6 protein-coding genes and 1 riboswitch (1 of these 7 cut by a window edge) are annotated in these 8,425 nt (G+C 59.2%); of the genes, 1 reads left to right on the top strand and 5 read right to left on the bottom strand.

Going from position 1 to position 8,425, the window contains the following annotated elements; all coding sequences use genetic code 11:
• Window positions 1–1,298 carry the 5' portion of an anaerobic ribonucleoside-triphosphate reductase gene (gene nrdD / locus QZL63_RS10755; RefSeq protein ID WP_022309294.1) on the bottom strand. It extends 823 nt beyond the left edge of the window, so 1,298 of the gene's 2,121 nt are visible here — the first part of the coding sequence; the start codon lies at window positions 1,296–1,298; its stop codon lies beyond the left edge, outside the window.
• Window positions 1,299–1,457: 159 nt separating this feature from the next.
• A riboswitch (cobalamin riboswitch) is annotated at window positions 1,458–1,654 on the bottom strand.
• Between the two features lie 278 nt (window positions 1,655–1,932).
• On the opposite strand from nrdD, the gene QZL63_RS10750 reads away from it, so the two are divergent.
• Window positions 1,933–2,574 (top strand): lipocalin family protein, encoded by a 642-nt coding sequence (locus QZL63_RS10750; RefSeq protein WP_022309293.1) that lies wholly within the window; start codon window positions 1,933–1,935, stop codon window positions 2,572–2,574.
• Between the two features lie 115 nt (window positions 2,575–2,689).
• On the opposite strand, the gene QZL63_RS10745 is transcribed toward QZL63_RS10750, so the two are convergent.
• From QZL63_RS10745 to QZL63_RS10730, 4 genes are all read right to left on the bottom strand, one after another.
• Window positions 2,690–3,886 carry a mechanosensitive ion channel family protein gene (locus QZL63_RS10745; RefSeq protein ID WP_022309292.1) on the bottom strand — a complete coding sequence of 399 codons (1,197 nt, stop codon included), beginning with the start codon at window positions 3,884–3,886 and terminating at the stop codon, window positions 2,690–2,692.
• Between the two features lie 162 nt (window positions 3,887–4,048).
• Window positions 4,049–4,771, bottom strand: coding sequence for a tyrosine-protein phosphatase (locus QZL63_RS10740; protein ID WP_022309291.1), 723 nt, complete (start codon window positions 4,769–4,771; stop codon window positions 4,049–4,051).
• A gap of 12 nt (window positions 4,772–4,783) precedes the next feature.
• Window positions 4,784–7,189, bottom strand: coding sequence for a GumC family protein (locus QZL63_RS10735; protein WP_441293906.1), 2,406 nt, complete (start codon window positions 7,187–7,189; stop codon window positions 4,784–4,786).
• A 53-nt stretch (window positions 7,190–7,242) separates the two neighbouring features.
• Window positions 7,243–8,046, bottom strand: coding sequence for a polysaccharide biosynthesis/export family protein (locus QZL63_RS10730; protein ID WP_022309289.1), 804 nt, complete (start codon window positions 8,044–8,046; stop codon window positions 7,243–7,245).
• Window positions 8,047–8,425 lie beyond the last annotated feature (379 nt).

Raw genomic sequence — 8,425 nt, 5'->3', positions numbered from 1 at the left:
CGGTTCAGGTTGATCGTCAGCACGCTCTTCGATCCGGTCGAGACGCCGCCCGCTCCGAGCGTGTAGCTGAAGCCGTTGTCCTGGATCTCGTTGCGCAGGCGGCAGCACGACGAGAGCGAGTCGGCGTTGTCGCTGATGTAGGTGAAGAACGAGTGCCCCTCGGCGTACATTTCGGCCGTGAAGTCACCCCATTCGCGGTCCATGACGTCGCCGTCGCGCGTCAGCAGGGCCATCGTCTCGACCGGGAAGGTCAGCACGGTCCGGGTCCGTTCGCGGTTGAACCACTTCATGAAACGCTTCTGCAGCCACGAAAGCGACTCCCAGTGGGGCTGCGAACCGTCCGGGAAGCGGAATTCGCCGAAGAGCGACTCGAAGTAGAAACGGTCGTAGTAGGCCACGTTCCAGAAGACGGCCTGGAAGTTGCGGGCGCCCGTCGGCTGGTTGATCGAGTAGACGATCTGTTCGAAACAGTCGGTGATCACCTTGTCGATCGTGCGGCGCTTGCGCGAGAGATCCACCACCTCGTCGGCGCGCAGGTAGTAGTCCTCGCCGTACTCCTGTTCGATGAAGTAGTTCATGTACATGAGGAACTCGGGCGTGGCACAGGCTCCCGAGAGCATCGACGAGACGATGAATACCATGTTCACGAAGCCGCCGCAGAACGACTTGAGGTTCGTCGGGCGGGTCGAGTTACCGCCGATCGACAGCGTGCCGTTGAGCAGCCACGGGTACATCGTGATCGAGGCGCAGTAGTTGGCCATCGACGTCTCGTCGTTCTTGTAGATGAAGTGGTTGCGCAGCAGGTAGAGGTACTTGTCGGCCAACTCCTTGCCGTACATCTCGCGGATGCGGTCGGTGAGCAGGCGGCGGTTGAGCCGGATGAAGTTTTGTTTGGGCAGCTCGCCGATGAGTGTGGCGATGTTCTTGTTCTCGACGTTGGCGTTGGCGTCGTATTTCGATCCCGTTGCCGGGTTCTTCGCGTCGCAGTAGTCGATCAGGAAGTTGAGCTTTTCGCGGTCCTCGCGGTCTTCGGTGTGTTTCTGGCGGTAGAGCATGTAGCTCTTGGCCACGGCGAAGTAGTGCTCGGCCATGAGGGCCACCTCGACCTGGTTCTGGATCTCCTCGACGCTCATGCCGTCGGCGATGTGCACGCGGCTCAGGACGGACGTCAGGTCGTCGTCGGTGGCGTAGCCGCCCACCGAGAGGAATGCCTTGCTGATCGCGCGTTTGATCTTTTCCACCGAGAACGGCTCGCGCTTGCCGTCGCGTTTGACGATTTGGAGTTCCGAAATGCCCATAATAAGCCCACTGTTTAGTTTGTTGTTCAGTCGTTTCCCGAGGGTGCGAAGCCCTGCCCTTTCCCGCACGGCGGAGCGTGTGCGGCAAAGCGCGGAGTTCGGCCTCTGGTATGTCCGGTTTAAGCAGTTTTCGGGCGCCGTTCCTTATCCCCGAGGTTCGGAGCCTCATCCGGCAAGGCAGGTCTTCTGGCTCGCCCCCTCCGCATGCCTTCCCGTCCCGGCGGGACAGTGGCTCAAGAGTATGCGGTCGTTTACGGAGCTTACAGCTACGGGAATAGCCCCTGATTCGCACAGGTGTTCCCTTTTGATCCCGGGCCGGCAGCCGCCGGCGGGGAACCTTGCTCGATGCAAATATAGGCGATGTTTTTCATTCGGGCGAGCGCTCCGGTTGTTTTTCATGAACATTTTATCGACAAAAAAACGCGGGGAACTGCAAGTCCCTCGCGTCGTGTCGGTTGGCGTTCAGCACCCCGGCAGACCTCCGGAATTCCGCCCTGCCGGCGGGCGCAGGAAGCGAAACGGATCCTCTTCGGTCCTGTTTTTTCGGCCTTCGGGAGGATACTCTTGGACTCAAATTGCTATCTTTGTCGAAATTCCGTTTTGGACGGAATGCTAATCGTAAAAAAGAGGATCCATGAAGAGATTTTGGATGTTTTGGTGTGCGGCTCTGTGTGTGGCAGGAACCTCCTGCACATCCGGGCCGTCGGCCGACAAACTGGTCGGCGTGTGGTTGGAGCCCATTCCCGGTATGGACGGGTTCCAGGGAATGGCCCTGTCAGCCGACGGTACTGCACGGTCGGTCAATATGGCGACGCTCGAGTACGATCGCTGGCAGCTGTTCGGCCGGCAGTTGGTGCTTGCGGGAAAGAGCATCGGCAACGGGCAGACGCTCGAGTTTGCCGATACGCTCGACATCGTGCGTGTCGATGCCGACAGCCTGATTCTTGGCCGCGGTGACGGACGTCGGGCCTACAGCCGTGCGGCGGACGCCTTCGATGCCGAACCCGAAAACGAAACGCATGTGGTTCTGGAGGGTACGGTGACCTTTGCTCCCGAGGTGCGGACATTCCGTGCCGCAGGCGATTCGACCACCTTCTGGCTGATCGACGAGTCGGGCTGCCTCGAGCAGCGCTTCGTGGAGTCGGGTCGTGCCGAATGGACGGTCGGCGCCGAGCTGGAACTGTGCCCCGTGGACAAGTCCGTGGCCGAGTTTGCGGCCGATTACGACGGGGCCTACCGCGTGGTGCGGATCCTGCGGCTGGACGAGGCCGAGTAGTTTTTTGGGGAGTCAGATAATTCAAATGACAGCGGCGATGGAGTGTTCCACCGCCGCTGTCGGCATTATATCGGATGTGTCCGTCCGTGTTTTCTCGAAATGCGTTTGTCCCGGATCATGCTTTCGTCTCCTCTTCCGTGCGGAAGTCGCGGCCGGCGGGACGCTGGTAGACGGCAAGCCCGAATTCGGGCAGCGTGGCGAGCAGGTGATCGAACAGTGCGCTTTGGATCCGTTCGTAGGCGGTCCATTCGGTGTCGGCCGTGAAGCAATAGACCTCGATGGGGATGCCCTCGGTCGTCGGCTGCAGCATGCGGACCATCTGGAGCAGGTCCTGCCTGATCTCCTTCCGCCCCTTGAGGTAGTGCATCAGGTATCCCCGGAATACCCGGAGATTGACCGCCTCTTCGTCGGGTTCCTCGTCCCCGATGTAGCCGAGACTGCGGAAACGTGCGATCTCCTCTGCCGTGCAGCGCCGTACGGTCCGGGCATCGATCGCTATGGAGCGTTTGATGCGCCGTCCGCCGCATTCGCGCATGCCGCGCCAGTTCTGGAACGAGTCGCTGACCAGCGCATAGGGCGGGATCGTCGTGATTGTCTTGTCGAAATTCTGCACCTTGACCGTCGTCAGCGAGACTTCGGTCACGTAGCCGTCGGCGCCGTATTTCGACATCGTGATCCAGTCGCCGGGACGCAGCATGTCGTTGGCCGAGAGCTGTACGCCCGCCACGAGCCCCAGGATGCTGTCGCGGAAGATGAGCATCAGGACGGCGGCCGAAGCTCCGAGTCCGGCCAGGATCGACGTGGCATCGCGGTCGATCAGGATGCTGATAATCAGGATGCCGCCGATGCAGACGGCGATGAGTTTGAACATCTGGTAGATGCCTTTCAGCGGCCGGTTGCGGAGCGTTTCGTGTTCGTTCGAGATTTCGTAGAGCGTGTTGAGAAACGAGCGCACGAGCACGAGCGCGGCGACGATCAGGTAGATGAGCGAGCCCTTGCGGAGGATCGACAGCAGGACGGGCTGGTCGGGAAAGGCTACGGGCAGCAGGACATACCAGATCAGCGGAGGCAACAGCCGGCAGAGGTCGTGCATGATCTCGTCCTTGAACAGGTGGTCGTCCCACGTCACCCTGGTCTGGCTGCTGATCTTCTGGAGGGCCGGGATGACCAGCCGGCGGAACAGCACGGCCGTGAGCCACGAGAGCAGCAGGATGCCGGCAAGGACAATCGCTTGCGTCTGCCAGGTGATCTGTTCCGTCAGTCCGACCTGCCTGAGTAGTTCCGCGATGGGTTCGACGTATTGGTTTTCCATGATTCAGTCGTTTTTCGGTGCGGCGTATGCCGTGGTTCATCATACAAAGATAGTGAGAATATCCGAAGTCGGCGCCGCAGGGGCCAAAAGATGTCGTCGTGACGCAAAAACGGCCGCATCCCTTCCGAAACAGGTGCGGCCGTTCTCTTTTCCGAGGCCGGGTTACAGACCGTCGGAGTCGCGGCAGAGTGTCGTCAGTGCCGTACAGATTTTCCGCGACAACCGGAAACCGCGGATGCGGTCACAGACAGCCTTGCGGTGGATATCGGTGCCTGCAGCGTCGTAGAACCCCTGTTCCAGAAGCCATCCGGCACACTCCGTCGCCCGCTTTCCGTACATGCCGGCCAATGCAAAGAGGTCGAGCTGGAAGCGAACTCCGGCTTCGTGCAGTCGTCTGTAATCCTTCCGTGACATGTAGACATACCGCTCGGGGTGCGCCAGCAACGGATAATATCCGCACGAGCGGATCCGGCAAAGCGTCCCCTTGAGATCCAGCGGAGGGTTGAAATAGGAGGTCTCGACCAACAAGTGGTCACCGCGTTGTCCGATCGGCAGCAGGTCGTTGCCGTTGAGCCGCTCGTCGAACAGGTTGTCCAGCATGTGTTCTGCCGCCAGGTGGAGTTCGATCCGTCCGGAATATGCCGTCCGCAGCTCTTCGAATTTGCGCTTCAGACTCTCCGAGGTGTTCGGCATGTCCTCCATGATGTGCGGCGTGAGCCACACGGTCTTCATGCCGAGCGCTTCGTATCCGTGCAGGATTTCCAGAGCCTCCTCCACACTGCGCACGCCGTCGTCCACGGCAGGCAGGATGTGCGAGTGCCAGTCGGTAAAACCCTCGAAGAGTCCGCTTTCGGCGAGGGAACAGGAACGGGTGAAGGGCCACATGTGCGGTCGGGGCTACTTCTTCGATCCGGAGTCGTAGTGGTAGCCGTATCCGTAGTGGTAACCGTAGCGGTTGCCGTATCCGTAGTAGCCGGACTGTCCGTCGGTACCGTTCAGGATCAGTGCCATGTTCTTGAACTTCTTCTCCCTGTAGATGTTCTCCAGTACGGACAGCATGCTGCGTTCGAGCAACCCTGCGCGTACGACGAAGAGGGTGCGGTCGGCGACCTTCTCGATGATGTGCGTATCGGCCACCACCTCGATCGGCGGGCAGTCGATCAGTATGTAGTTGTAGTCGGCGCGCAGGCGTGCGATGAGCTCCCCGAACCGGCTCTCTTCGAGCAGTTCCGTCGGGTTGGGCGGAATCGTGCCGACAGGCAGGATGTTCAGATTCTCGTACTCCTTGTCGCGCACGAGAATCTCCTCCACCTTGTCGGTACGGAACCCGAGGTAGTCGCTCAGTCCGTGCCGCGGCGAGCCAACATAGGCTGATGTGGATCCGTGGCGCAGGTCGCCGTCGATGACCAGCACGCGGCGTCCCTTGATGGCCAGGCTCATGGCGATGTTCATCGCCAGGAACGACTTGCCGCTTCCCGGGTTGAACGACGTGAGTATGATGACATTCGATTTTTCGCTTTTTCCGACGACGAATTCAAGGTTGGTGCGCAATACGCGGAATGCCTCGTTGATTACGTCGCGTTTGCCTTCGCGGACGACGATCGAATCGGCCGCAGGCTCTCTTTTTTTCTTCTTCCCGAACAGCGACCGGCCGTTGCCTCCCCATTGCGGGATTTCGCCGAGGAACGGCAGCGGGAGTTTCTCGACGTCCTTACGCCCGCGGATCCGGGTGTTCATCACCTCCCTGAGGAAGATCACGCCCACGGGGATGAGCAGTCCGATAACAAACGCTATGGCGAGGATGTTGCGTCGTACGGGCGTTGTCGGCACCATGCTCCCGCTCGGCGGGGTGATCACCCGCGTGTTGTAGGCCGTGAAGGCCTGCGAGAGCTCGTTCTCCTCGCGTTTTTGCAGCAGGAAGAGATAGAGGGCCTCCTTGACCTTCTGCTGGCGTTCCACCGAGAGCAGGTATTTGGCCTGCGAGGGGTTGGCGGCAATGCGCGCCGTGGTCTTCTGCTCGTTCTGCTGCAGGCTGGCGATCTGCGTGTTGAGCGTGAGGATCTGGTTGTCGATCGAGGTGATGATCGCCCGGCGCATCTCCGAGAGTGCCTGATCCATATCCACGACCAGCGGGTTCTGCGTGCTGGAGTTGGCCACCAGGCTGTTGCGCTGAAGCAGTTTGGTGTTGTACTCCGAGATCTGCGATTCGATGTTGGTGCTCTCGATTCCCGAGTTGGCCGGCAGCAGCTGTGTCCTGTTGTTCTCGTCGGAGAGGTAGTTCCGTACGTAGCGGGTCATGTAGAGCTGGTTGCTCAGAGCCATGATCTGGGCATTGGTCTCGCTGCTCTGCGCCATGTAGAGGCTCGAGGCGGCCTGCACGTCGGGCAGGAGGTTTTCGCTCTTGTAGGTGGAGATGTTCTCGTCCACATTGCCCAGTTCCCGCTCGATGACCCCCAGACGCTCGTTGATGAACATCGAGGTCGAGACGGCGATCTGGTTCTTGTCCCTTACCCAGTTCTCGTTGTATACCGAGATCATGGTGTTCAGTACGTCCTCGGCCCGTTGCGTGGAGACGTCGCGGAAGGTAAGGTCGATGGCCGAAGCCTTCTTGTCGCTCAGGGTGACGGTCAGATTGCCCGAATAGCTGCCGACGGCTCCGTAGAGTCCCGTCCGGGAGACCTTCAACTGACAACCTCGGTCGATGTCGTAATAGGGCGTCGGAGTGATCTCGACCCGTCCCAGCGGCGTTGTCAGCGTGTCGGTGAGGTTGCCCTTGATGACCTTCTCCGAGGGGATCTCTTCGCCGTTGCGGACGAACTCCGACAACTCCACCTCACCGCCCGGGCGTACCTTGAGGGTGAAGCGGGCCGATTCGTTCTCCGTCAGTTCGGGTAGCGAGACGGTCAGGGGCAGCGAGGCCCCGTATGCCACGCGGTCCTGGAAACGTCCGGGAATATGGTAGTTCATGTCCAGGTGCAGCCGCTTTACGACCTCGAGCATGATCGAGGGCGACTGCAGTACGAGCAGCTCGTTGTTTACGTTTGTGGTGGTCTGGAAGAGTCCGAGGTCCCCGAACGATTCGACATCGGAGGCCAGCGACTGCCCCTTGGTGTTCTCCTTGATGAGCAGCGTGGCCGAGCGGGTGTAGACCGAGGGGGTCTTCAGCAGGTAGAGGAATGCCAGGCTCAGGGTGACCAGCAGCGAGAGTATGAACCATTTCCATTTGGCCAGGCAAAGGTAGAGCAGGTCCTTGATCTGAATGGAATCGTCCATCGGTTCGGCGGGGGACGTATTCTGGGTCATTTCCATATGGTACGGTTGCTTCTTTTTTTTGTTCTTGGGGTTTTGTTGTTCGGTTATTTGACGAAAAGGACCGTCACGGTGGTGATCAGCGAGACGAGCGACATCCAGAAGGTGGCCGAGAGTACGTTGTTGCCGTTCACCGTGGACTGGCGGGCCCGCATCGAGTTCGGTTCGACGTATACGACATCGTCCTGCTGCAGGTAGTATACCGGCGAGTTGTAGAGTTGCTCGGCCGATCGCAGATCGACTCCGTAGACGCGTTGCTGCCCCTCCACCTCACGCAGGACGAGCACCTTGTCGCGTTTGCCGAAGATGGTCATGTCGCCGGCCATGCTGAGGGCTTCCAGCAGCGTGATGTAGTCCTTGTCGATGCTGTATCGTCCGGGATTTGCCACTTCGCCGAGCACCGAGACGGTGAGGTTCATGAATTCGACCGTCACGACCGGATCCTTGATGAGGTTCTGGCTGATGAGTTCGCTTTTGATGTGTGCGGCGATCTCCTCGCGGGTCATGCCGGCCACGTAGACGCTGCCCAGCACGGGAAAGTCGATCGTGCCGTCCTGACGGACCGTATAGCCTGAGATTCCCTGGGAAGAGGAGCCGGCACCTGAATTTTTGGTACCCAGTTGCCTGGATACGATCGGCAGGTTGAACAGGTCGGCCAGAAGCGGGTCCTTGCTGTTCACGATAATCGAGATCTTGTCTTCGGGCTGTACCTTGACGGTGACCGGGGTTATCCCCTGGGTGATCTGTTCTCCGGGGCGGACATCCTGAAAATAGGTGATTCGTTCGGTTGAGGCGCACGAACTCAATAGTGCGGCGAGAGAGAACATCAGCAGAAAGGCAGGGATTTTCATAATCGAATTCATTTCAGGATTAAAACGGATCGACGCTCAAATAAGAAAATATGTGGTTGTTGCATGCAAAACTTCTGTTTGTGGCTCCGTGCCGGGATGCTGTCGGATTATCCGTCTGAGAGTCTGTAATATCTGGTTTTGTCGAAACCTATATTCCGTTCCTGTATGCACCAATAATCAATGCTGTCCAAACTGTCATCAGCACTCATTGTTTGCATATCCTTTCTCTCGGGGGATCCCTATGGCACACCCTTCCGGCGGGCTACAGTATGCCGACGGGCCAAAAGTATTACTTTTCGTGCAGAATAACAAATATTTCGGGGCGAAATTCCGAGACGGTGTTCCGAAAACTCCAAAGCGCATCCGTCGGCCGGAGGTG

This window comes from Alistipes sp. CAG:268 (assembly GCA_000434235.1).
GTDB lineage: Bacteria > Bacteroidota > Bacteroidia > Bacteroidales > Rikenellaceae > Alistipes > Alistipes avistercoris.
Note: the sequence above shows the minus strand (reverse complement) of the source record. Positions and strands in the feature narration are given on the sequence as shown.